General features: G+C 71.4%; 11 protein-coding genes. 1 reads left to right on the top strand and 10 read right to left on the bottom strand.

Translation table 11 applies throughout. The features are described from left to right. Positions 1-36: 36 nt before the first annotated feature. From BLW81_RS17300 to BLW81_RS17260, 9 genes are all read right to left on the bottom strand, one after another. Positions 37-252, bottom strand: coding sequence for an MbtH family protein (locus BLW81_RS17300; RefSeq protein ID WP_083408233.1), 216 nt, complete (start codon positions 250-252; stop codon positions 37-39). After that, positions 230-1,537, bottom strand: coding sequence for an NADPH-dependent L-lysine N(6)-monooxygenase MbtG (gene mbtG, locus BLW81_RS17295; protein ID WP_083408232.1), 1,308 nt, complete (start codon positions 1,535-1,537; stop codon positions 230-232). The genes BLW81_RS17300 and mbtG overlap by 23 nt, the downstream gene beginning before the upstream one ends. Continuing rightward, positions 1,534-5,904 (bottom strand): non-ribosomal peptide synthetase, encoded by a 4,371-nt coding sequence (locus tag BLW81_RS17290; RefSeq protein ID WP_083408231.1) that lies wholly within the window; start codon positions 5,902-5,904, stop codon positions 1,534-1,536. Before BLW81_RS17290 ends, mbtG begins: the two co-directional genes overlap by 4 nt. Further along, positions 5,901-10,997, bottom strand: a complete 5,097-nt coding sequence (locus BLW81_RS17285) for a non-ribosomal peptide synthetase (protein WP_083408230.1) — start codon at positions 10,995-10,997, stop codon at positions 5,901-5,903. The genes BLW81_RS17290 and BLW81_RS17285 overlap by 4 nt, the downstream gene beginning before the upstream one ends. Beyond that, positions 10,990-13,905, bottom strand: coding sequence for a mycobactin polyketide synthase MbtD (gene mbtD / locus BLW81_RS17280; protein WP_083408229.1), 2,916 nt, complete (start codon positions 13,903-13,905; stop codon positions 10,990-10,992). Before mbtD ends, BLW81_RS17285 begins: the two co-directional genes overlap by 8 nt. Next, on the bottom strand, positions 13,902-15,221 hold the full coding sequence (locus tag BLW81_RS17275; RefSeq protein WP_083408228.1) for a beta-ketoacyl [acyl carrier protein] synthase domain-containing protein: 1,320 nt from the start codon (positions 15,219-15,221) through the stop codon (positions 13,902-13,904). The genes mbtD and BLW81_RS17275 overlap by 4 nt, the downstream gene beginning before the upstream one ends. After that, entirely contained in the window at positions 15,211-15,957 is a 747-nt protein-coding gene (locus BLW81_RS17270; RefSeq protein ID WP_083408227.1) for a thioesterase II family protein, read from the bottom strand. Before BLW81_RS17270 ends, BLW81_RS17275 begins: the two co-directional genes overlap by 11 nt. A 215-nt stretch (positions 15,958-16,172) precedes the next feature. Beyond that, the gene (locus tag BLW81_RS17265; protein WP_083408226.1) at positions 16,173-17,906 is read right to left on the bottom strand and encodes an ABC transporter ATP-binding protein; all 1,734 of its coding nucleotides are present in this window, start codon (positions 17,904-17,906) and stop codon (positions 16,173-16,175) included. Then, positions 17,903-19,726 carry an ABC transporter ATP-binding protein gene (locus BLW81_RS17260; RefSeq protein WP_083408225.1) on the bottom strand — a complete coding sequence of 608 codons (1,824 nt, stop codon included), beginning with the start codon at positions 19,724-19,726 and terminating at the stop codon, positions 17,903-17,905. Before BLW81_RS17260 ends, BLW81_RS17265 begins: the two co-directional genes overlap by 4 nt. Before the next feature lie 106 nt (positions 19,727-19,832). On the opposite strand from BLW81_RS17260, the gene BLW81_RS17255 reads away from it, so the two are divergent. Then, positions 19,833-20,693: an LLM class F420-dependent oxidoreductase gene (locus tag BLW81_RS17255; RefSeq protein WP_083408224.1), complete on the top strand. Its 861-nt coding sequence runs from the start codon at positions 19,833-19,835 to the stop codon at positions 20,691-20,693. Here BLW81_RS17255 and BLW81_RS17250 read toward each other — a convergent pair. Further along, positions 20,685-24,143 (bottom strand): non-ribosomal peptide synthetase, encoded by a 3,459-nt coding sequence (locus tag BLW81_RS17250; protein ID WP_235632023.1) that lies wholly within the window; start codon positions 24,141-24,143, stop codon positions 20,685-20,687. The two genes, BLW81_RS17255 and BLW81_RS17250, sit on opposite strands and share 9 nt — an antisense overlap. Positions 24,144-24,145: the final 2 nt, after the last annotated feature.

The raw sequence follows: 24,145 nt of genomic DNA, 5'->3' as shown, positions 1-24,145 counted from the left end.
ACCCGCGCCGGTGTGCTCGCCGCCGGCGTTCCGAGGTCAGTTCTCCGACATCGCCTCGCGCAGGCTGCGGGGCCGCAGGTCGGTCCAGTTCTCCTCGACGTAGGCCAGGCAGTCGGCGCGGGTGCTCTCGCCGTACACGACGCGCCAGCCCGCGGGGACATCGGCGAACGTCGGCCACAGGCTGTGCTGGTCCTCGTCGTTCACCAGCACGTAGAACGTGCCGTTCTCGTCATCGAACGGGTTGGTGCTCATGGCCTCTCCTCAACGGTGGCTGGGTCGGGTCGATGGTCAGGTCGGCGCCCAGGATCCGGTCGGACAGCAACCCGAGGCACGACAGGTTCGGGAATCCGGGGCCCTGGGTCAGCCCGGCCAGCCCCGGCAGGAACATCTTCGGCGCCACGTCGGTCAGCGCCAGGTCATCACCGATCGCCGCCTGCAGCGCCTCACCGGTCAGCGGTCCGCCGAGGCCGAGTTCGAGCACGTCGAGCGCGTCCTGGGCCAGCAGCGGCACGAACCACAGCGCGTCGGCACCCGAACCGTCGATCACCAGATCGAAGCCGTGCACCGTCTCCAGCGACTCGCCGCCCGCAGTGGTGCTCAGCGTCAACCGGATTCGGCCGTCCCTGGCGACGGCGTGCGCGACCCGGCCGCGCAGGTGGCGGATCCGGTCGTCGGCGAGCAGCGCGTCCTGCACACGCGCGGAGAACACCCCACGGTCGGTGCGCATCAGCGCGTCGCGGCGTTCGGCCATCGTCAGGCCGGTCCATCCGGTCGGGTCGGAAAACAACGAGTTCTCGAAATACCCTTCGCCGCGGGTGAACAGGGTGACCTGCGGTGAGATCACGGTGATCGTCGAAACCCGGTGTCGGAACAGCTCGTTGAGCATCGACGCGGCGGTCTCGCCGCCGCCGATCACCGCGACGCGTTCGGCGGAAATCAGTTCGTGCTGCGCCGCGCGGTGCCAGAACTGGGCGATCGACAGCACCCGCGGGTTGCCCGGCAGGATCGACCGCTCGGGCTGGCCGGGCCCGGTGATCATCAGGGCGTCGGCGGCCACGGTCTGGTCGGCGGTGTGCAGCTGCCAGCGCTGGCCGTCGGCGCCGGTGTCGACCGAGATGCGCTGCACCTCACCGGCGACGACGTTCAGCCCGACGTTACCCGCGACCCAGCGCAGGTACTGGCTCCAGCGGCGGTGGGTGGGCGCCGGCCTGCCGCGGTCGACCCATTCGGCGAACTGCCCGGTCGATATCAGGTACTGCTGCCAGCTGTGCCGGGTCATCCGCTCGTCGAGTTCGGCGTTGCGCCGCGGCACCAGGTTCGAGCGGTACGGGAAGCCGACGTCCTTCTCCGGGCTGGTGCCGAGCCGGTGCTGACCGTCGGTCCAGCCGCCGTCGGCCTGCCAGTTGGCGGCGACGCCGGTCTTTTCGACCGCGACGACGTCGGGCACCTCGACGCCCATGTCGCGCAGTTCGGCTGCCTTGGCGGCGACCGCGACGGCTTTCGCCCCCGCGCCCACCACGGCCAGTGTCCGGCTCATGCAGTCCCTTTCCTCAAGACCTCTCGTAGCGATTCCTGCCAGATGTCCTGCAGCGCGGCGACATCCTCGGCGGTCAGGATGTCGGGCAGGGTGCGCCACTGCGTGACGAGCGTGGGCGCGTCGGTCTCGCCCAATACGGCTGCCAGGATCGTCAGTTCGTGCCGCACCGCCAGGTTCGGCTCCGGCAACTGCGTCACCTTGGCCAGCAGTGCACGGTCCGGTCGCAGCGCGCCACCGTCGATGCCGACGTGCACGCGGCCCAGGAAGTTCAGCAGCAGCTGCGGTTCGGGCAGTGCGCCGAGGCGTTCCGCGGTGTCGGGCCGCATGTAGCGCAGCAACCCGTAGTCGATCGGGTCGCCGGGCAGGTCGGCGACGTCACGTGCGGTACGCACGCGCAGCGGGTAGATCGCGGTGAGCAGCCCGACGGTGTCGGAGGTGTCGGCGCCGTCGATGAGGGTGTCGACGCGGCCGTGGGTCTCCAACGCCAGCAGCGGTGCCGGTCGCCCATCTTGTCCCCGGTGCCCGCGCCACCGCGTGATCATCACCGCGGCGGCCTCGGCCAGCAGGTGCGGCGCCGGTTCGGTGGCGGCGAGCAGGCGCCGCGTCAGGTCGCTGTCGGTCGCCGACATCGAGACCACGACGTCGCCGACCCGGTCGGTCCGCGGGCGCAACCGGCGCGCACCCAGCGGCGGATCGTCACCGGCCAGTTGCGCGGACCAGAAGTCGGCGGTGTCCAGCGTGGCCGCGCGCTCCCCCAGCAGGCGCGCCCACCGGCGGTAGCTGGTGTGTTCGCGAATGGGTGCCGGCGGCGTACCGGATTCGATTGCGTGCCAACCGGCGTCGAGTTCGGCCAGGACGATCCGCCACGAGGCGGGGTCCAGCGCCAGGACGTGCGCGCTGAGCACCAACACGCCCCCGCCGTCCGGGGGCCGCAGCCACACCGCGGAAATCAACGAACCGCTCTGCGGGTCGAGGCGGTCCACCGATTCGGCGGCGTGCCGCGCGACCGCGTCGGTCAGGTCGCCATCGACCGCCACCTCGGCGAGCAGCTCACCGGCCCCGTGTTCGACAAGGGTCATGGCCTGCCGGTCGAGCCGGGAGCGCAGCACCTCGTGGCCGTCGACGACCGCGCGCAGCACCTGCTCGAGTTGGACGCGGGTGATGCCGGCGGGCAGCCGGATCGCTTCGGTCTGCGCGAGCCGGCGCGGGTCGCCGTGCTCGTAGAGCCAGTGCACGTTCGGCAGCACCGGGATCGGGCCGCCGCTCTCGGCGGCGGGCGCGGCGACGGGGGCCGACTCGGAGTCGATCGCGGCGGCCAGGTCGCGGATGGTCGCGCATTCGAGCATCAGCCTGGCCCGCAGCGGAATTCCTCGGCGGCGCGCGGCCTGCACCACGGACAGCGCGACGATGCTGTCGAGTCCGAGCGCGAGGAAGTCGGCGGCGACGTCGATATCGGCGCCGTCGAGCAGTTCGCTCAGCACCGTTGCCAGCGCGGTCTCCGTCGGGGTCTGCGGCGTCGCCGAGGGACCGTCGGCGACCCCGAGTGCGGCCAACGCGGCCTCGTCGACCTTGCCGTGGCCGGTCAGCGGCATGTGGTCGACGACGACGATGGTGTGCGGAATCATGTAGCGCGGCAACCGCTCTGCCACCATCGCGCGCAGCTCGGCGACGTCCGGCGCCGGCTCGGCGGCGACGTAGGCCACCAGCTGGGGACCCCAGCGTTGTTCGCGCACGGCGACGTGCGCGTGTCGCACCGCGGGGTGGCCGTGCAGCACCGCCGCGATCTCGGCGGGTTCGACGCGGAAGCCGCGGATCTTGACCTGGGCGTCGGAGCGGCCGAGGTATTCCAGTCCGCCGTCGGTTTGGCGTCGCACCACGTCACCGGTGCGGTACATGCGCTCGCCGGGGGCGAACGGGTCGGCGACGAACCGGCTTGCGGTCTCGGCCGGCCTGCCGAGGTAGCCGCGGGTGAGTTGGTCGCCGGCGAGGTACAGTTCGCCGGCCACTCCGTCGGGCACCGGCCGCAGCCACGAGTCCAGCACGTAGGCCCGGGTGGGTTCGGTCGGCCGCCCGATGCTCGGCTGGTCATGGTCGGCGATGGCCGCCACGACCGCCTCGACGGTGGTTTCGGTTGGGCCGTAACAGTTGTAGGCGGTCATGCCGGTGCGCGTGCACTCGTCGCGGATCATGTTCCACGCCGGGATGCCGACTGCTTCCCCGCCGAGCGCGAGCACGCCGAGCGGGACGGTGGTGAGCAGGCCCACGGCGTGCAGTTGGGCGAACATCGACGGGGTGGTGTCGATGAGGTCGATCGCGTAGCGGCCGATGGTCTCGACGAGCGCCTCGGCGTCGCGCTGGGTCGCGTCGTCGACGATGTGCACCGCGTGCCCGTCCAGCAGCGCGGCCAGCGGTTGCCACGCGGCGTCGAACGTGAACGACCAGGCGTGTGCGACCCGCAGCGGGTGGCGTAGCCGGGACGCAGCCGGCCGCAGCACATTTCGGGCGTGGTCCTCGGCGTAGGCCAGCACGGCCCGGTGGGTGCCGACGACACCCTTGGGCCTGCCGGTGGTGCCGGAGGTGAACACGATGTAGGCGGCTTGGTCCGGCCGGGCGGGCACCGGTTCGAAGTCTGCGGCGGCTTCGCGGTCGGCCGCGGCGACCAGGTCGTCGTCGACGACGACGGTCGCACCGCTCTGGGCGAGGATGTCGGCGATGCGGTCGGCGGGCATCGCGGGGTCCAGCGGCACGATCACCCCGCCGGCCTTGAGCACGGCGAACATCGCGATCACATACTGCGGGCCGCGCGGAAGCCGGATCGCGACCGGGGTTTCGACCGTCACCCCGCGCGCCGACAGCGCGGCGGCCAGCCGGTCGGCGGCCTCGTCGAGTTCGCGGTAGGTGAGTTCACCGCCGGACCAGCTCAGCGCGGGCGAACCGAGCCGTGCGCTCGCGGCGTCGGTGAACGCGGTGTGCACGCCCGAGTGGTCGGGCTGCGCCGCCGGTGCCGTCCCCGGCACCACACCTTCGCCGTCGAGCAGCACGCTGACATCGCGGAAGGCGTTGTCCCAGTGCGTGATCAGCCGCTCGACGACGGTGAGCAGGCGGTGGCCCAGCGACTCGGGCGCCATCTGGCCGAGTGCGCCGTCGACGACCTCCACCAGCACGGTGAGTTCGTCGTCGACCATGTGCGCGGCGATGGTGACCGGGAAGTGCGACACACTTTCCAGCGCGGCGGGTGAGAACGTCGCGCCGTTGGCGTCGAAGTCGCCGCCGCCGACCAGTCCGCCCGGTGGGAAGTTCTCGTAGACCAGCAGGGTGTCGAAGATCTCGCCGATGCCGCCGAGCGCACGCAGTTCGTTGTGCGGCAGGTAGCTGTGGTCGCGCAGCTTGGCCGCCTCACGCTGCAGCGCCAGGCACTGCGCGCCGACCCGCGCCGCCGGATCCAGTCGCACCCGCAGCGGCACGGTGTTGATGAACAGCCCGACCATCGACTCGACGCCGGCGAGTTCTCCGGGACGCCCGGAAACCGTGACGCCGAACGCCACGTCGCGGCGGTCGGTGAACGCCGACAGGATTGCCGCCCAGGCCATTTGGACCAGGGTGTTGACGGTGACGCCGCGTGACCGGGCCGCCGCGGCCAGCCGGCTCGAGGCGGCGCGGTCGAGGTTGAGCTCGGTGCGGCTCGGCGGTCCGGTCGGCGCCTCGCCCGACGTGAGCGCCGGAGCCAGCAGCGTCGGGCCGCCGAGGTCGGCCAGGTGCTCGCGCCACAACCCCCGGCTGGTGTCCTGGTCGCGGTTGGCCAGCCAGCCGATGTAGTCGCGGTACGGGCGCGGCGGCGGGGGCAGCACGCCGGCGTCGCCGCCCGAGCGGTACAGCGCGATCAGTTCGCCGACGAACAGCGGCAGCGACCAGCCGTCGACGATGATGTGGTGGGCCACCACGACGAACCGCCAGTGGCTGCCGGGGATTTCGATCAGCACGAACCGGATCGCCGGCCCACGTTCTAAGTTGAACGGTCGGCGCCGCTCATCGGCCTCGAGCGCATCCACCTCGTCGGCGGTTGCGGTGATGTGGCGCCACGGGACCTCGACGCGGCTGGGCACGACCTGGACCGGTTTCGTGCCGGCGCGCAGGAAACTGGCGCGCAGGTTCGGGTGGCGGGCCAGCATCGCCGCCGCGCAGTCCCGCAGCAGGTCGGCGTCGAGCGAACCGGTGATGTCGGCCGCCATCGCGATGACGTACGGGTCCTCGCCGCCGTCCTCGGACGTGCTGAGGGCGGCCAGCGAGAACAGCCCCTGCTGCAGCGGGCTGAGCGCCATCACGTCCTCGATGTCAGCCGCTGGGGTTTTCGGCTGGGTCGAGGTCATGGGGCACCGTCTTGCGAGGCCGACCACATCGACGTCACCGCCGCCAACTCCTCCGGTGAGAGCCCGGACGCGGCCATCGGCTCGTGTCGGGTATCGGCAGCCCCGGCACCGGCGCCTGACTCGTCGACCACCGTGGCCAGGTCGTGAAGGGTCGGGTGTTCGAACACCATTCGCGCGGTGACGGCGAGGCCGGCGTCGCGGGCCCGCGCCGCCAGCTGCACGGCCAGGATCGAGTCGCCGCCGAGTTCGAAGAAGTCGTCGGTGCGGTTGACCTGCGGCACGTGCACGATGTCGGCGAGCAGCGCGGCCAGCGCCCGTTCGGTCTCGGTGCGCGCCGGTTCGGCGGGACCCGACGGCGCCGACGGGCGGCGCTGCTCGGGTGCCTCGACGAAGTCCAGCTCCCCGTCGGCGGTCCAGCGGGCGCGTTTGCCGGTGGCGCGCAGGTGGATTCCGCTCTCGTCGGTGACGTGGTCGTAGACGTCGCCCACCACGCCGATCGCGACCGGGTCGCGCCAGCCGTCGAGCACGCTGGCCCGTGCCGCCGCGCTGAACTGCTCCACCCGGCGGCGTTCGTCACGGTCGGCGATCTGCACATCGCGCACCCGCTGGCCGGGGTCGTCGGCGAACGCCGCCAGCACGCGACCCAGCCAGCCGACGAACCGCTCGGCGGTGGTGCGCCGGTACAGATCGGTGCGGTAGATGACGTGCCCGCGGTAGCCGTCGTGGGTGCCGAAGAAGTTCACCGACAGGTCGGCGTGCGCGACGTCGAACGGCGGCTCGAGCGCGCTGAACACGGTGTCGCCGTCGGGGCAGGACTCGATGAGCTGCCCGGCGGGCAGTGCGTCGCGCACGTGCACGACGACACCGAACAGCGGGTTGCGCGACAGGGACCGCGTCGGCCACACCACGTCGACGACCTGATCGAACGGCAGGTCCTGATGGGCATAGGCGGCCAGTGCGGTGTCGCGGGCGCGGCGCAGCACTTCCCGCAGTGACGGGTTGTCGGTCAGGTCGTTGCGCAGGACCACGATGTTGATGAAGAACCCGACCAGCTGGTCGAGTTCGGCCTCGGTGCGGCCGGCGACCGGCGTGCCCAACGGGATGTCCGGCAGCTCACCGGCTTTGTGCAGGGCGATCGCGACCGCGGCCTGCAGCAGCATGAACTCGGTGACCCCGAGTTCGCGGCTCAGCTCGGCCAGCTTCTCGCGGGTGGTGGCGTCGATGCCGAACTCGACGGCGTCGCCCTCGCCGCTCAGCACCGCGGGCCGGGCGAAGTCGGGGGTGAGCCCCGGGTCCTCGCGCAGTCCGGCCAGCTGCTCGCGCCAGTACTCACGCTGCTCGGCGATCGGGCCCTCGGTCTCGGCCAGCAGCGCCGCCTGCCACGCGGCGTAGTCGGCGTACTGAACGCTCAGCGGCGCGAACGCCGGTGCGTCGCCGGCCCGCCGGGCCCGGTACGCGGTCAGCAGGTCGGTGAACAGCACCATCGCCGACCAGTGATCGGCCGCGATGTGGTGCACGACCAGCGACACCACATGCGCGTCCGGGGTGGCCAGCACCGCGGCGCGCACCGGTGGATCCCGTTCCAGGTCGAAGACGTGCCTGCGTTCCTTGTCGAGTTCGCCCTGCAGCCACTCGTCGTCCGCGCCGCGGGCGCGACGCACCGCGACCTCCGCGTCGTCGTTGACGATCTGGTATGGCGCACCGTCGATTTCGCGGTACGTGGTGCGCAGGACGTCGTGGCGGGCGACCACGTCGCGCACGGCCTGCACGAACGCGTCGGTGTCGCACGGCCCGGTGATCCGCGCCGCGAACGGCACGTTGTTGACCGGGCTCGGGCCGTCGACGCGGTACTGGAACCACATCCGCAGCTGGGACGCCGACATCAGCAGCGGTCCGTCGTGCGGGACCGGCACCAGCTTGGGCCGGGTGGAACGCCCGGCCGCCGCGGATTCGATCCGGTCGGCCAGCGCCGCGACGGTGCCGAGTTCGAAGACTTCCCGCACTCCGAGGTCGACGTCGAACGCGGCGCGGATCCCGGCGACGAGTTTGGTCGCCAGCAGCGAGTGCCCGCCGAGGTCGAAGAACGAGTCGTCGGCGCCGATGCGGTCGCGTTCGAGCAGGTCGGCGAACAGGTCGGCCAGCCGTCGCTCGGTGTCCCCGACCGGTTCGCGGTAGTCGACGCCGGAGGCGATGTCGGGTTCGGGCAGCGCCGCGCGGTCGATCTTGCCGTGTGCGGTGATGGGAATCTCGTCGACCGCCACGTACGCCGCGGGCGTCATGTATTCGGGCAGCGCCGCGGCGACACGGCTGCGGATTCGTTCCACGTCAACGGTTTCCGCGTCGTCGGCGGGGGTCACGTAGCCGACGAGGCTCTTGCCGACGCCGGGCAGGTCGCTGACCACCACGACCGCCTGGCCGACGCTGGGGTCGACCGAGATCGCCGCGGCGACCTCGCCGAGTTCGATGCGGAACCCGCGGATCTTCACCTGCTCGTCGGCGCGGCCGACGAACTCGATGTCACCGTCGGCGTTGCGCCGGGCCAGGTCCCCGGACCGGTACAGCCGCCCACCCGGCGTGAACGGGTCGGCGACAAACCGCTCGGCCGTCAGCCCCGGCCTGCGGTGGTAGCCGTGCGCGACATGGGTTCCGCCGATGTAGATCTCGCCGATCACGCCGACCGGCACCGGCCGCAACGCGTCGTCGAGCAGGTGGATCTGCGTGTTGATCTTGGGTTTGCCGATCGGCACGATGCGGGTGCCCTGCTTGCCTTCGACCTTGTAGCGGCTGGCGTTGATCACCGTCTCGGTGGGCCCGTAGAAGTTGTGCAGCAGCGCGTCGAAGGTGGCGTGGAACTTGTCGGCCAGTTCGCCCGGCAGCGCTTCACCGCCGATCGGCACGCGCTGCAGCGTGCGCCACTGGTTGACCCCCGGCAGCGACAGGAACAACCCGAGCAGCGACGGCACGAAGTGCATCGAGGTGATGCCCTCGTCGTGCAGCAGATCGGTGAGGTAGCCGACGTCGCGCAGGCCGTCCGGGCGCGGGATCACCAGCCGCCCGCCGCAGGCCAGCATGCCGAAGATCTCGGCGATCGAGACGTCGAAGCTCGGCGAGGCGACCTGCAGCAGCCGCTCGTCGGCGTCGATCCCGTAGTCGCCCTTGAACCAGACGAAATACTCGGCGACCGGTCGGTGCGGCACCGGCACACCCTTGGGCAGCCCGGTGGAACCCGAGGTGTAGATCAGGTAGGCGGTGCTGTCGGGGAACAGCGGCCGGACCCGTTCGGCGTCCGTGGGATTGCTGTCGCTGAAGTGGTCGATGTTCGTGATCGGCTCGCGGACAACGAGTTTGGGGTCGGAGTCGGACAGGATGAACGTCAGCCGGTCCTCGGGGTAGGTGGGGTCGACCGGCAGATACACCGCGCCCGCCTTGATGACGCCGAGCGCGGTGATCACCAGCTCCGGTGACCGGTCCAGCAGCACCGCCACCCGGTCTTCGCTGCCGATGCCCTGCTCGATCAGCCAGTGCGCGACCCGGTTCGCGGACTCGTTGAGCTCGCGGTAGCTGTACCGGCGGCCCTCGTAGACCACGGCGACCGCGTCGGGGGTCCGGGCCACCTGCGCCTCGACCAGCGCGGTCATGGTCGACGGCGCGGTCTCGAACTCCTCGCCGGCGGACACCGCGCGCAGCCAGTCCGCGTCGGCGGGCCCCATCACGTCGAGGTCGACGATCGCGCGGTCCGGGCGTCGCAGGGCGTCGTCGAGCAGCACCACGTAGTGGTCGAGGAGCTGGCGCACCAGCGCCGCGTCGAGGATCTCGACGAGGTATTCGGCCTCGATCTCGATTACGCTGCCGTCGAACTCGACCATGAACCCGAGGGGCAGCTGGGTGAACTGGCCGCGCAACTCGGCCCGCTCACAGGTGATGCCGGGCGGGCGGAATCCCGCGCTGTCGGCGCCGCGCGCACCGAACGTCACCCGCGTCATCCGCTCGACGCCGTGGCGCCGGTCCGGGTTCAGTTCGCGCACCACGCGGTCGAGGTTGACCCGCTGGTGGGCGAACGCGCCGACCGCGACGTCGCGGGCCTGCTCGGCGACCTGCCGGAACGACTGCCGCGCTCGGGGTTGCAGCCGCAGCGCGACGGTGTTGCCGTAATAGCCGACCACGTCGTCGAATTCGGCGGAGCGGTTCAGCACCGGGGCCGCCACCAGGAGGTCCTCGGCGTGTGTGTAACGCCGCATCAGCACTCCGAACGCCGCGAGCAGCACCATGTACGGCGTCGCGCCGAGCTCCTTGGCCAGCGCCGACACCCGCTCGGCGGTCGTGTCCGGCAACCGCAGCGACATCCGCTGCGAACGCCAGTTCGTCGGCACCGCAGACCCGTTCGGGCCCGGCAGCTCCAGTGGCTCCGGCGGCGCGGCGAGCACCGCGCGCCAGTAGTCGAGATCCTCGTCGACGGAACCGGGCGGCAGCGCCGGCGCCGCGGGTGCGGGCGCCAGCGGCTCACCGACGTAGGCGCGGGTGAGGTCGGCGAAGAACACCGCCCAGCAGCCGTCGTCCCACGCGATGTGGTGGGCGACGAGCAGCATGACGTGCTCGTCGCGTGCGGTGCGCACCATGGTGATCCGCAGCGGCGAATCCGTGCTCAGGTCGAACGACGCGCCGAACTCCCGCTGGGCCAACACCTCCAGCCGCAGCCTCCGGGCGTGCTCGGACAGCTCGGTCAGATCGTGCACCGCCCAGCCGGGCGCGAGTTCGTCGTGCACCTCGAGTTGCGGTTCACCGGCGTCGTCGGCGTGATAGGTGGTGCGCAGCACGGGATGGCGGGCGGCGACGGCGTCGACGGCGTCGTGCAGGCGGGCCACGTCGAGGTGGCCGGTGATCAGGTAGGACAGGCAGATGTTGAGGATCGCGCCGGTGGGGTCGGCGGTCTGCACGAACCACATCCGGCGCTGCCCGTCGGACAGGCCGCTGGGCGCGGTCTGCGGGGTGTCGGCGCCCGCTTCGGTGCGCAGGCCGCGCTCGGCGAGCTTGCGGCGCAGCAGTTCCAGCCGGCGGTCCTCGACCTGTTCGCCGATATCGACCGTGTCAGTCACGTGTGTCCACCTTCTCTGATCGTTTCGTGTCGAGGTCGGCGATGAGCTCGTCGCCGGTGATGCCGCCGAGCAGGGTGCCCAGCGCCACCTTGTGGCCGGTCACCCGCTGCAGCCGCTTGCGCAGATCCAGCGCCAGCAGGGAGTCGACGCCCAGGTCGAGCAGCGATGTCGCCATGTCGACCGACGCCGCATCCTGGCCCAGCACCGCGGCGATCTCCGCGCGGACCTGGGCCGCGGTGTCCCCGGAAATCGTTGCGGGCTCGTGGTTCTCGGTGGTGGCCGCGCTGTCGCGGAACAGCTGCAGCCGGTCCCGGTCGGCGCTGTACAGCAGCGGATCGTCGCGATACTCGCACAGGCTGGCTTCCACCGCCCGCTCCGGATCCATCGCGAGCAGCCCGGACCGCTCGATCCTGGTCACCTCGCCCGCGCCGGCGATGCCGCTGCCCCGCCACAGCCCGTAGCGGGCGGCGACGCAGTGTGTGCCGCCGGCCCGCAGCTGGGCGGCCATCGCGTCGAGCAGCCGGTTGGCCGCCGAGTACGCGGCGTGGGAGCGGCCGCCCCACACCCCGGACACCGACGAGCACACCAGGATTCGTGCGTCCGGCCGCAGCGGCCACTGTTCGGTCATCCGTGCGAGCCCGGCGATCTTGGCGGCCGCGGTGTCGGTGAGTGCGGCGCCGGTGAGCGCGGGCCGGTCGGCGAAGGTCGCCGCACCCGCGGCGTGGATGAGCAGCGACGCGCCGTTCTTGCCGAATCGGCGGGCGGCCTCGGCCACGTCGGCGGCCGAGCTCACGTCGCAGCGGGCGGCGACGACCTCGACGCCGGGTGCGGCGAGTCCGGCCAGTGTGGCGTCGTCGACGCCACCGCGGCTGAGCAGCACGATGCGTCGCGCGCCGTGAGCGGCCAGATAGCGGGCGAAGTGCAGGCCGACCGCGCCGTTGCCGCCGGTGATCACCACATCGTCGACGGCGGGGAACGGCGGCGCCGGTTCGACCGATTCGGTCACCTCTCGGTTTAATAGTTCGGCCTGTGAACCGTTGAGGCGCACCGCGATTTCGGGTTCCGATGCCAGCAGCGCGTCGACGGCGGCGTCGGCGCTGGCGTCGTCCGGTTCCCACGACGGCAGATCCAGGTGGCGGAACGCCAGCTCCGGGTGTTCGAAGCCGATGCTGCGGTGCATCGCCGCCAGAGCGCTCTGGGCGGGCAGCGCCGACGGCTCACCAGCGCGGACCCGCTCTCCGCCCGCGGTGACGAGGCAGACGGCGCGGCACGCCGTCCCGGCGGTGTCGACGTAATCGAGCAGGCCGTCGTCGAGGAGGCCGGCCAGCGCGGCGGTGGCACGTTCGACGTCGGGCTCGTCGATCGTGGGTGCGACCGCGACGACGAGGTCGGCGTCGGCGGCGTCGACCAACTTGATGTGGTCGCGGCGAGTCAGCGCGGCGCGCAGCCGGTCGGACAGCGGTCCGCTCGGTCCGGCGACGTCGACGACCGCGACGCGCCGTTCCGTCCTGTCCGCGGACGCGGTTGTGGCCGACCAGGTTTCGTGGGCGACGGTCAGCGGCTGGATCGGAGCGAGGCGGCGCGGCTCCGCCCACAGCCGGACGTCGCGCATCGGCGCGTTCGGGAAGCCGCGCAGATGCGGGTGAGCGGCGACGTCGACCAGGTCGGCCCATCGGTAGCCGGGGTCGGCCACGGCGACGGCGGCGATGTTCTGCGACAGTGCCTCGAGCGACGGAACGTCGCGGTGCCCGGAGCCGACGACGGTCGACTCGTCGTCGCCGAGCAGGTCGCCGAGGGCGAACAGCAGCGACGGATGCGCCGACATCTCGACGAACGCGTCCACACCGAGACCTCGTGCGGTCGCTATCGCGCGGTCGAAACGGACGGTGCGGCGCAGGTTCTCGTACCAGTAGTCACCGAACGCGGTGCCGGCGGGCACCATGTCGCCGGTCGTCGATCCGATGAAGCGGATCGGAGCGTCGGCGAATCGGGCGTCGGGCAGCATTGCGGCCAGGTCCTCGCGCAGCGACTCCAACGCGCTGGTGTGGCCGGGATAGTCCACATCGAGCCGGCGGGCGAACTGGCCGCGGTCCGTCGCGGCGGCCACCAACGTGTCGATGGCCGCGCGCTCCCCCGACACCACCACCGACGTGCCGGCGTTGACGGCCGACATCTCCAGCCAGCCCGGGATCGTGGCGATCAGTTGTTCGGTCTCGGGAAGTGAGATGCCCAGCGACGCCATGCCGTATCCGCCGCTGAGGCGGTCCACCGCGGTCGCCCGCGCGACGACCACCGCGGCCGCGTCGGCCAGCGTGATGCCGCCCGCGACGTAGGCCGCGGCCACCTCGCCGAGGCTGTGTCCGACGGTGGCGTCCGGCACGAGTCCGCACGACCGCCACAGGTTCGCCAGTCCGGCCGCGTGGCTGAACTGCGCCGCCTGGATCTCGACCTGTGACCAGTCGCCCTCCGCCGCCAGCAGGTATGGCAACGGCGACGGCTGGCCGGCGGCGACGAACGCCTCGGCGCACCGGTCGACCTCGGCCCGGTAGACCGCCGACGTGCGGTAGGCGTCAGCGCCCATCGCCGGCCACTGGTTGCCCTGGCCCGGAAAGACGAACGCGGTGCGCGGCGCGGCCGATGCCGAGGACCGCGCGATCAACGGGTGCCCCTGACCGGAGGCCAGCGCCCGCAGCGCGTCGGCCAGTTCTGCGGTGTCGGCGGCGCGGATCACCGCGCGGTGTCTGCGTGGTCGACGCGTGCGCAGCAGTGTGGCGGCGACCGCGCCGACGTCGGGTTTGCGGTCGAGGTAGCGCAGTATCGCCGCGGCGTCTTGCGCCAGCAGTTCGGCGGCGTGCGCGCTGAGCAGCACGGGCACGCGCCCGTCGGGAAGACCGGTGCCCGGCGTCATGCCGCCTCGGCCTCGGTGGCCGGTATCGACACGATGACGTGGGCGTTGGTTCCGCTCATCCCGAAGGCCGTCACCGCGGCCAGGCGTTCACCGTCGACGGCGGGCCATGCCGTCATCTCGGTGGCGAGCCGCAAACCCTGGCTGTCCCAGTCGATTTCCCGGCTCGCGTCGTCGCTGTGCAGGCTGGCCGGGATCGCGCCGTGCTCGGCGGCGAGCAGCACTTTGGCCAGTCCGAGCCCGCCGGCGGCGGCCTGGGTGTGGCCGAGGTTGGACTTCACCGAGCCGAGCCGAGGTCCGGCGCCGGGCGCGGTGGCGCCGTATGTCTGTGCCAGCGAGAGCAATTCGGTGCGGTCACCGAGCCGGGTCGCGGTGCCGTGACCCTCGATCATCCCGATGTCCTCGGCGCGGACCCCGCTGCGGTGCAGCGCCCGCGCGAACAGCCGCGCCTGGGCCGGCCCGCTCGGCGCGGTGAGGCCTACGGAGCGGCCGTCCTGGTTCAGGCAGGTGGTCTTGAACTCGGCGAGCACCTGACGGCCGTCGCGCAGCGCCGCCGACCGTTGCTGGAGCACGAACATCGCTGCGCCCTCGGCCCAGACGGTTCCGCTGGCGTGCGCGCTGTAGGGCCGGCAGCGACCGTCGTCGGACAGCGCGTGTTGCTTGGCGAATTCGACGAAGAATCCCGGCGATCCCATCACACACACCCCGCCGGCGAGCGCGAGGTCGCAGTCGCCGGACCGCAAGGCCTGCGACGCCAGGTGGATAGCGGTCAGGGTCGACGAGCACGAGGTGTCGACGGTCAGCGCGGGACCGGCGAGTCCGAGGGTGTAGGCGATGCGCCCCGAGATCACCCCGAGCGCGGTTCCCGACATCAAATGTCCGGTCAGGTCGGTGAATTCGGCGAGATCGGGTCCGTACCCCATCGTCGAGGCACCGACGTAGCAGCCGGCGTCGTGACCGGCGAGGTCATCGGGGTTGATCCCGCTGTTCTCCAGCGCCCGCCAGGCCACGCGCAGCGCGACCCGCTGCTGCGGATCCATCGCGACCGCTTCACGCGGTGAGATGCCGAAGAACTCCGGGTCGAAAGCTGCTGCGCTGGAAAGGAACCCGCCGAGATCGTGGATGCGTTTGAAGCCGTCGCGCTGTGAGCCGTCGAGCACCTCGCGCACCGCCCAGCCCCGGTCCCGCGGGAACGGGCACAGCCCTTCGCGCTCGGCGGCCAGCAGGTCCCACAGCTCGTCGGGGGTCTCGATGCCGCCCGGCGCCTCGATCGCCATCCCGACGATGACGACCGGATCGTCGACTCCGCTATCGGGCATTGACCAACTCCGCGACCGCGTCGATGTGGTGGTTGATGTAGAAGTGGCCACCATCGAACAGGCTCAGCGTGAACGCGCCGGCGGTGTGAATTTCCCAGCGCCGCAACGTGTCTTCGCTGATCCGGTGATCGCTGCGGCCGCCGATGGTGTGGATGTCGGCGGCCAGACGCGCGTCGGCGCCGCAGGCGTAGCGGTTGAACGCCAGGTAGTCGGCCCGCACGGCGCGCACGAGCAGCTCGATGAAGTCCTCGTCGGCGAGCAGTCGCGGGTCGGTCCCGCCGAGGTCGACCATGTTGGCGACGACCTCTGCGTCGGCGGTCGGCAGTCGCGGTGAGTCCGCGATCGTCGAGGGCGCCTGGCTCGCGGAGACCCACAGTTGGCCCACCTCGACCCCGTGCCGTTCGGCGACCCGGCCGAACTCGAACGCGATGACCGCGCCCATGCAGTGGCCGAACAGCGTCAGCGGGCCGAGCTGCGCCCAGTCCCCCGCCGCGAACAGGTCGGCGGCGAGTTGTTCGACCGTGTCGGGCGCCGGATGGCTCAGCCGGTCGGCGCGCTGCGGGTACTGCACGACGTACGCGTCGGCGCCGCCGCGGGCGAGGGCCGCAGCGAAACCCCGGTAGGCCGCCGCCGCGCCGCCCGCATGCGGGAAGACGACGGTCGCTCCGGTCGCGGATTGCCCCGGCGTGCGCTTGATCCAGGGCGCGAAGGTGAGTTGGCTCTGTTCTTTGATCATCGAGAGGTCACAGTCGATTCGAGGCCGGAGATCCACAGGTCTGCAGCACAAACACCCATGAGATCCCTCCGTGCGATTAGCGCAGGCTGCCCTAAGTCGGAAGTGAGGTTACCCTATCCTTCCCGCCCGGGATACGCCTACGGGGACGCGTGCCGCCTCCGGGTGATTTCGGTGCACTCCCGATCGCCAGGCGACGGGTAATGCACCGAAATCGCCTAGTCGGCGGCGGCCATCACCCACCCGCCGGCGGCCACCCGCTGGGTCCAGAACTGCGCGTACTGACCGCCGCGCTCCATCAGCTCGCTGTGCCGGCCCTGGTCCTCGACGGTGCCCGCGGCCGAGAGCACCACGATGTTGTCGGCGGCCGTGACAGTCGACAGCTTGTGCGCGATCACGATCACCGCGCTGCCCTGCGCCAGCGTGCGGATCGACTCGGCGACGTGGTGCTCGTTCTCGGGGTCGAGCGCGCTGGTGGCCTCGTCGAACAGCACGATCGGGGCGTTCTTGAGCAGGGCGCGGGCGATCGACACGCGCTGCCGTTCGCCGCCGGAGAGCGCCGAGCCGCCCTCGCCGACGCGGGTGTGCCAGCCGTCGGGCAGGCGTTCGACCACCGACAGCAATCCGGCGGTGCGGGCCGCTTCGACGATCTCGTCGTCGGTGGCGCTTGCGCGCCCGATGCGGATGTTCTCCCACAGCGTGTCGTCGAACAGATAGACGTCCTGGAAGACCAGCGACAGCTGGGCCATCAGATCGGCGGTGTGCTGGTCGCGCACGTCGACTCCGCCGACGCGGACCACGCCCGCGTCGACGTCGTAGAACCGGGCGATCAGTTTGGTGATCGTCGACTTGCCGGACCCGGACGGGCCGACCAGCGCGGTCATGGTGCCGGGTTCGGCGACAAAACTGATGTCCGACAGCACGTTTCGATCGCCGTAACCGAACGCGACACCGTCGAGTTCGACGCGGCCCGGCTGCCCGGCGTGCGCGGGTGCGGCGGGCTCCGGCAGCGCCGGCGTCTGCAGGATCGAGGTGATGCGCTGCAGTTCGGCGGTCGCGAGCCGCATCGCCGAGCCGAGTTCGGCCAGCTGCGACAGCGGCGACGCGAACCGGGCGGCCAGCCCGAGGATCGCCACCAGCGTGACCGGGTTGACCTCACCGCTCACCGCGATCCATGCGCCCGCCGCGATCAGCACCGAGAAAACGGCTTGTACCGCAACGCCGTTGAGCATCAGGCCGGCCACCGACTGCCACAGCGCCGAGCCGCCTGCCCGGTGCTGGGTCTCCAGCGCCTCCCCGAGCGGCTCGTAGTCCGCGCCGGTGCGGCCGAACGCGCGCAGCACCGGTTGGTAGCGGGCGAACTCGATGACCCGGTTGTTCACTTCGGTCGCGGCGTCGTGGGTTCGCACCTCGGCCGCCGCGACCAGGCCCGACGTGAACCGGCCGCACACCACGAGCAGCGCACCGCCGATGATCGCGACCAGCCCGATGCGCCAGTCGAAGAAGAACAGCCCGACCGCGACGGTGAGGGCGCTGACCGTGTTCACCACCAGCGGCGTGACCAGATTGCCGCCGCTGGTGCCCACGAACACGGTGCCCTTGACCGCGATCTGCGACACCTTGCCGACGGTCTCGCGGGTGAACCAGCCCAGCGGCAGCGTGACCATGTGGTCGCCCATCCGGTGGTGCAGCAGCCGCATCGTGGTCAGCGCCATCCGGATCGCCAGCTTGGCCTGCGCGTAGTTGGCCACCGCGCCGACGAGCACGGCGGCGGTCATCAGCGCCAGCCACCGGCCGGTGGCGGCGTAGTCACCGTCGAACAGCGACACCGTGACCGGGACGAGCAGCAGCATCACCAGCCCGTTCAGCACGCCGTAGACGCTCACCACGGCCAGGAAGGCGAACATCTTGCCCCGCTCGGGGCCGAGGATCTGCAGGAACCCGCGGATCATCGGGCCACCTCCCATTCCCGTGCGTTGCCCGCCGTGTAGGTCTGCCACATCCGCGCGTACTGCCCGCCGGCGGCGACCAGGTCGTCGTGGCGGCCCTGTTCGACGATGCGGCCGCCGTCGAGCACGACGACGTTGTCGGCGGACACGATCGAGCCCAGGCGGTGGGCGATCACCAACACGGTGCGCCCGGCGATGAGCCGCGACAGCGCCTGCTGGATCTGCGCCTCCGAATCCGGGTCGGCGAACGCGGTGGCCTCGTCGAGCACCAGGATCGGGGTGTCGGCGAGCAGGGCGCGCGCGATGCTGACGCGCTGGGCCTCGCCGCCGGAGAAGTGCGCGTCCTCGTCGACGACCGAGTCGTAGCCCTTCGGCAACGCCAGGATCCGGTCGTGGATGTGGGCGGCCTTCGCGGCGGCGACGACCTCGTCGTCGGTGGCGTCGGCCCGGCCCAGTCGGATGTTGTCGGCGACGCTGATGCCGAGCAACTGCACGTCCTGCAGGACGAACCCGACGTGCCGGTACAGCTCGGCGGGTGCGATGTCGCGGACGTCGACCCCGCCGATGCGCACCGCGCCGGCGTCGACGTCGTGAAAGCGCGGCACCAGGGTCGCGAGCGTGGACTTGCCGCTGCCCGACGGGCCGACCAGCGCGGTGATGGTGCCGGCGGGCAGGGTGAGCGACACGTCGTGCAGCACGGTGTGCGCACCGTCGTAACTAAACCGCACGCCGTCGAACTCGATCGAATTGCCCTGCGGCAGTTGCGGATCGCGTGCCACCGGCAGCGTCGGGGTGTCGAGCAGCCGCTGCAGCCGGCCCGCCGCCGCGGCCGCCTGCCGCTTGATGTGCGCGGAGTAGCCGACAGTCAGCACCGCCGCCGGGATCGTGACCGCGACCAGCGTCGCGCCCAGCACCTCGATCGGGCTCACCCAGCCGCTGCGGACGAACCAGTAGCCGCCGGCCAGGTTGGCCAGCAGCAGGACCGGCGTGTCGATGAAGATCGACGAGATCGCCTTGACGCGCACCAGCGGCCCGATCCATTCGGCGAAGCCGTCGTTGAACTCGTCGGCCGCGTCGGCGAACCGCTTGTGCGCCTTGCCGGTTTCGCCGAACGTCTTGACCACCGAGACCCCGGCGATGAACTCGACGATCGTCGCGCTGATCCGTTCCACACCCCGGTCGAGGCGGTCCATCTGCGTGCGGGTGTCACGGCCCAGCGCCACGTACACGCCGATGTAGAACGGCACGGTCGCCATCGCGAGCAGCCCGAGCCGCCAGTCGAGGGAGAAGCAGTAGATGAGGCCGAACAGCGGTGTGGCCAGCGCGCCGGTGTTCTCCACCGCCGAATGCGCGACCAGGAAGTGCAGTTCGCCGACGTCGTGCTGCACGGCCTTGCGCACCTCGCCGGACGAGCGAGCCCCGAACCAGCCCAGCGGCAGCCGACCCAGCTTGTCGACGATGCGCAGCCGCAGCGACCGCTGCAGATCGACGTCGGCGGCGTGGGTGATCGCCAGCGCGGCGCCGCCGGCGAGCGTGCGCACCAACAGCGCGGCGATCACCACTGCGACGACGATCCAGATCCGGGTGGTGTCCGGTGCGCCGTCGGCGAGCAGTTCGCGGCCGATCTCCACGATGCCGATGAACGGCACGATCGTGGCGGCCGACGCCAGCAGCTGATACCGCTGGGCGCGCCCCGAACGGGCCCTGGTCGGCGCCAGCAGCTGCTGCAGCGCGAGCTTGTCGTAGGTCGCGGCGCGCTTGGCGGCGTCCGGCGATCGCTCCGCCGCCGCTTCGACGTCCGGCGCGGCCTGCACTGCGGTCATGCGCCCTCCAGGGTCGGGGTAAGGGTCGCCTAACCCTACCGGTCGCTTAACGCGCGCCGGTCGCTACGTAACGTAAGAAGGGTTACTCGGCAACGAAGGGACGGCCATGGATCTGGCAGGCGTCGGTGTGTGGAGCTCGCAGCTGCGGTACGGCGATCAGGGGCAGGCCGCCGAAGCGGCCGCCGAGCTCGAGGAGCTCGGGTTCAGCGCGCTGTGGATTCCCGACGTGAGCGGCGGGATCCTCGACTCGGTCGAGCACCTGCTGTCGTCGACCAAGCAGGCGGTGATCGCCACCGGCATCCTCAACCTCTGGATGAACGAACCCGCCGAAGTGGCCGCGCGTTACGCCGCGCTGACCGAGGCGCACGGTGAGCGGTTCCTGTTGGGCATCGGCGTGAGCCACGCCCCGCTGATCGACTCCAAGGAGCCCGGCCTGTACCGCAAGCCGCTGGCCGCGACCCGCAAGTACCTCGACGACATCGACGCGACCGCGCAGCCGGTTCCGGTCGGCAACCGCGTCCTCGCGGCGTTGGGCCCGAAGATGCTCGAGCTGTCGGCGACCCGGTCCCGCGGCGCCCACCCGTACCTGGTGACCACCGACCACACACGCTACGCCCGCGCGCAGCTCGGCGCGGGCCCGCTGCTGCTGCCCGAGCAGACGGTGCTGCTGACGACCGACCGCGAGGAGGCACGCGGCATCGGAACCGATTGGCTGCGTTCGTATCTCGCGTTGCCGAACTACCGCAACAATCTGCTGCGGTCCGGGTTCAGCGAAGAGGACGTGACCTCGGTCAGCGACCGGTTGTTCGACGCGATCATCGCCTGGGGCGACGAGGAGACGGTGGTGCGGCGGGTGCGCGAACACCTCGACGCCGGCGCCGACCACGTGTGCGTGCAGGTGCTCACCGCCGATCCGCGGGAGTTCCCGCATGATCAGTGGCGCCGCGTGGCTGCCGCGCTAGGCTGACGACTCGAGCTCGGACAGCACTGTTGCACTGTCCATCTCGGCGACCTCTAGGTAGATCTCGGCGACGGCGTTGAGCCGCTCGCCGTCCGGTTCGCGCGCGGTGAGCCGGTCGGCGAGCCCGGCGACACTGCGCGCGGCGAACATGTCGGTGACCAGAACCGTCGGGGTGTCCAGCCAGTCGCGGACCCGCGCGATCACCTGGGTGGCCAGCACCGAGTCCCCACCGAGGGCGAAGAAGTCGTCGTCGACCCCGATCGGTGTGTCGCCGCCGATGCCGAGCGTCTCGGCGACGATCGCGGTCAGCGCGGTCTCCAGCGGAGTGGCGGGCGCCCGAAACTCCTGTGCGACAGGCAGATCGGCATCAGCGAGCATACGCGTGACGACCGTTCGGTCGATCTTGCCGTTGACCGTGAACGGAATCCGGTCGGTGACGACGACGACCTTCGGGATCATGTGCGCGGGGACCAGGTCGGTCAGCGCCGCGGTGACGGTCCCGGCGTCGACGCCCGCGACGTCGGTGCGCACCAGCGCGGCCAGCACATCGCGCTCCCCGGACAGCACCGCGGCCACCGCGGCGTCGACCCCCGCGACGCGTTTGAGCGCCGCCTCCACCTCGCCGAGCTCGATGCGGTATCCGCTGATCTTCACCCGGTGATCGACGCGGCCGACGAACTCGAGCGACCCGTCGGGCAGGTAGCGCACGAGATCACCGGTGCGGTACCAGGTTCGGCCGTCGTGTTCGACGAACTTCTCCGCGGTCAGGTCGGGGCGGCCACGGTATCCGCGGGCGATGCCGCGCCCGGTGAACCACAGTTCGCCGGGCACCCAGTCCGGGCAGTCGGAGCCGTCGGCGGCCACCACACGGCAGGCGTTGTTGGGGAACGGGACCCCGTAGGGCACCGACGTCCACTCCGCCGGCGGTTCGCCGACCTCGCAGATCGTCCCGTGCACCGCGGTCTCCGTCGCGCCGCCCAGCCCGGCCGCCCGCACGTTGGGTGCCGAGTCCCGCAGCGCGCTAACGAGTTCCGGGCGCACCCAGTCACCGCCGAGCAGCACCACCCGCAGGCTCGTCAGCCGGTCCCCGCCGACCTCGAGCAGCATGTCGAGCCACCCGGGCATCCAGTTGAGGAACGTGACGTCGTGCTGCCGGATCAGCCGCGCCCACGTGTCGGGATCGCGGCGCTGGTCCTCATCGACGACGACCACGGTGCCGCCGGCGCGCAGCGGCGCGAAGATCTCCAGCACCGACATGTCGGCCTCCAGCGACGCCAGCGCCAGGCTGCGGTCCGTCGCGTCGAGCGCGAAGTGGTCGGTGACGAACTCGATCGTGTTCATCACCGCGTCGTGGGTCAGTTCCACGCCCTTGGGTGCACCGGTCGAGCCCGAGGTGAACAGCACGTAGGCGAGCGCGTCCGGTGCCACGTCGACGGGCCCGGGAGCGGCGTCGCCCGCGGTGGCCTCGGCGACCGTCAACGTCGGCACCTCGGTGTGTACGGCGTCGGCCCCGCCGCACTGCAGCACCGCCGTAACCCCGTCGGTGTCGAGGATGCGCGCGGTGCGTTCGGCGGGTTGGTCGGCGCCGATCGGCAGGTACGCCGCGCCGGCCGCCAGAATGCCCAGCACCGCCGGGATCTGGTCGGCGCACTTGGGTCCGACCAAGGCGACGAGGTCGCCGGGCCGGACTCCCTTGTCCTGCAACGCTTTTGTGACCGACAGTGCGCGGGTGCGCAGTTCGGCGTAGGTCAGCTCACCGTCACGGTCGACCACGGCGACCGCCTCGGGGTGGACGGACGCGGCGCGGAAGAACCCGTCGTGGATGGCCTCGCCGCTGGACGGTGCCGTGGTGCTGTTCACCGCGTGCCGGACCGCGGCCGAGGCCTCCGGCACCGCCGGCGGATCGGGACGGTCCCAGGCAGCGTCATCGGTGGCCAGGCGGGTCAACTCGGCGAGGTGGTAGGCGAACATCGCGTCGGCGACGCCCGGCCGGAACGCCTCGACGCGGACATCCCAGTTGATCATCAGCCCGTCGGCCAGCGGGGTGGCCTGCGCGTCGATGAGCACCTGCGGGCCCTGCGAGATCGTCCACACCGGCGCACCGAACTGGTCGGTGACCTCGCCGGCGAACAGGTCGCCGAGGCCGAGCGCGCTGGTGTAGACGATCGGGGCGAGCACCTGGTGACCGCGGTGGCGGCCGAGGTCGCGCAGCACCGACAGTCCGGAGTAGCGCGAATGGCGGGCGGTGTGGTGCAACGTTTCCTGCACCGCACGCGCCCGCTGCGCCGGGGTGCGGGTGTCGGTGAGGTCGATGTCGAGCATCAGCGACGAGGTGAAGCAGCCGACCAGCTTCTCGACGTCGGGGTGGAACGGCTCGCGGCCGAACATCGGCAGGTTCAGCAGGAATCGCGGGTTGCTCGACCACCGGGCCAGCGCGTTGGCGTACGACGCGGCGACCGCCATCGCCGGGGTGATCCCCCGCCGGTGCGCCGCGGCGAACAGCGCGTCGCGGGTGGGCACGTCGAAGATGTGCCAGAGCCGGACACTGCGCCGCGGGTCTTGCTGCTCGGCGGGCGGAACCAGCGGCAGCACAGGCGCTTCCGGCAACTCGGGGATCCGCTCGGCCCACCACTGCCGGTCCTCGTCGGACGGGCCGGGGTCCGTGGCGGTCAGCGCGGCGCGGTACTCACGGTAGGTGTAGCCGAGGTCGGGCAGGTCGCCGCCGCGGTAGAACACCGCGAGGTCGGCCATGAACTTGCGGTAGCTCACCGCGTCGGCGGCGTTCATGTCCATGTCGACATGCAGCCGGGTGCGGCCGTCGGGGCGCAGCGACAGGCTGAGCTCGAGCACGTCGCCGTCGAGGATCTGGTGCGACTTCTCGTTCCGGATCTCCTCGAGCCGCTCTTCGGCGGCGGCGTCGTCGAGGTCGCGCAGGTCGTAGATGGTGACCGGCAGGTCGCGGTCGCCGATGCGCTGCGTCCCGTCGGGCAGGATCTCGACACGCAACATGGGATGGCGGGCAACGAGTTTGGTGGCCGCATACCGGAGCCGCTCTGGGTCCACGCCTGCACCGTCGAACTCGACGTAGAGGTGCGCGGCGACGCCGCCGAGCTGCTGGTCGTCGTTGCGCCCCAACCACATCGCGTGTTGCATCGGCGCCAGCGGGAACGGTTGGTCGGCGTCGTCGGAGTTCACGGGACCGGATTGTGCGGTATCGGCGGCGGGCACGTCCGAGTGCTGCCCCACCAGCGCCGACCACGCTGCCACCGTGGGCTTTTCGGCCAGCGCCGCGAAGTTGATGTCGAGGCCCTGCTTGCGCCACCGACCCGACAGCGACATCATCCGGATCGAGTCCAGCCCGGAGGCGATCAGGTCGGCGTCGGGGTCGACCTCGTCGGGGTGTACGCCGAGGAGTTCGGCCACCTCTTCGCGGACGCTGCGGCCGGCACCGCTCACAC

It is taken from the genome of Mycolicibacterium rutilum (genome assembly GCF_900108565.1).
GTDB lineage: Bacteria > Actinomycetota > Actinomycetes > Mycobacteriales > Mycobacteriaceae > Mycobacterium > Mycobacterium rutilum.
This window is presented reverse-complemented; position numbering and strand designations above follow the sequence as displayed.

Coding starts and splice junctions, on each gene's coding strand:
- BLW81_RS17260 (WP_083408225.1), bottom strand. CDS start 19,726: ATGACCGCAGTGCAGGCCGCGCCGGACGTCGAAGCGGCGGCGGAGCGA.
- BLW81_RS17270 (WP_083408227.1), bottom strand. CDS start 15,957: ATGATCAAAGAACAGAGCCAACTCACCTTCGCGCCCTGGATCAAGCGC.
- BLW81_RS17300 (WP_083408233.1), bottom strand. CDS start 252: ATGAGCACCAACCCGTTCGATGACGAGAACGGCACGTTCTACGTGCTG.
- mbtG (WP_083408232.1), bottom strand. CDS start 1,537: ATGAGCCGGACACTGGCCGTGGTGGGCGCGGGGGCGAAAGCCGTCGCG.
- mbtD (WP_083408229.1), bottom strand. CDS start 13,905: ATGACGCCGGGCACCGGTCTTCCCGACGGGCGCGTGCCCGTGCTGCTC.
- BLW81_RS17290 (WP_083408231.1), bottom strand. CDS start 5,904: ATGACCTCGACCCAGCCGAAAACCCCAGCGGCTGACATCGAGGACGTG.
- BLW81_RS17255 (WP_083408224.1), top strand. CDS start 19,833: ATGGATCTGGCAGGCGTCGGTGTGTGGAGCTCGCAGCTGCGGTACGGC.
- BLW81_RS17265 (WP_083408226.1), bottom strand. CDS start 17,906: ATGATCCGCGGGTTCCTGCAGATCCTCGGCCCCGAGCGGGGCAAGATG.
- BLW81_RS17275 (WP_083408228.1), bottom strand. CDS start 15,221: ATGCCCGATAGCGGAGTCGACGATCCGGTCGTCATCGTCGGGATGGCG.